Below are 268 nucleotides of genomic sequence, written 5' to 3'. Positions count from 1 at the left end.
GTGCTGCTCGCCTATGAGCGCCGCAGCCGCAGCCAGCCCGATCTCGTCTCCATCTTGCGCGAGGAGATCATGGCCGTCATCGCCAGGCATGTGCAGATCGACCAGGATTATCTGCAGGTCTCGATGGAGCGCGGCGAGACGATGTCGACGCTGGATATCGACATCCAGATCCCGAACAAGAGCGCAAGGCCGCTGGCGATGTCGGCCTGAGCTCGCAAAGTTCGCCCCGCCGCGATCCTTCGCGCCCCCCTCTGGCCTGCCGGCCATC

Annotated in this window: 1 protein-coding gene; it reads left to right on the top strand. The window is 64.9% G+C overall.

Going from position 1 to position 268, the window contains the following annotated elements; genetic code table 11:
- Positions 1–210 (top strand): cell division topological specificity factor MinE (minE, locus tag E5W87_RS35810; protein WP_292408784.1); only part of this gene is annotated, 210 nt, incomplete at its 5' end.
- Positions 211–268: the final 58 nt, after the last annotated feature.

Source organism: Mesorhizobium sp., assembly GCF_004962925.1.
Lineage (GTDB): Bacteria > Pseudomonadota > Alphaproteobacteria > Rhizobiales > Rhizobiaceae > Mesorhizobium.
The sequence above is the reverse complement of the archived record's forward strand: the minus strand, read 5'-3'. Positions and strand labels throughout refer to the sequence as shown.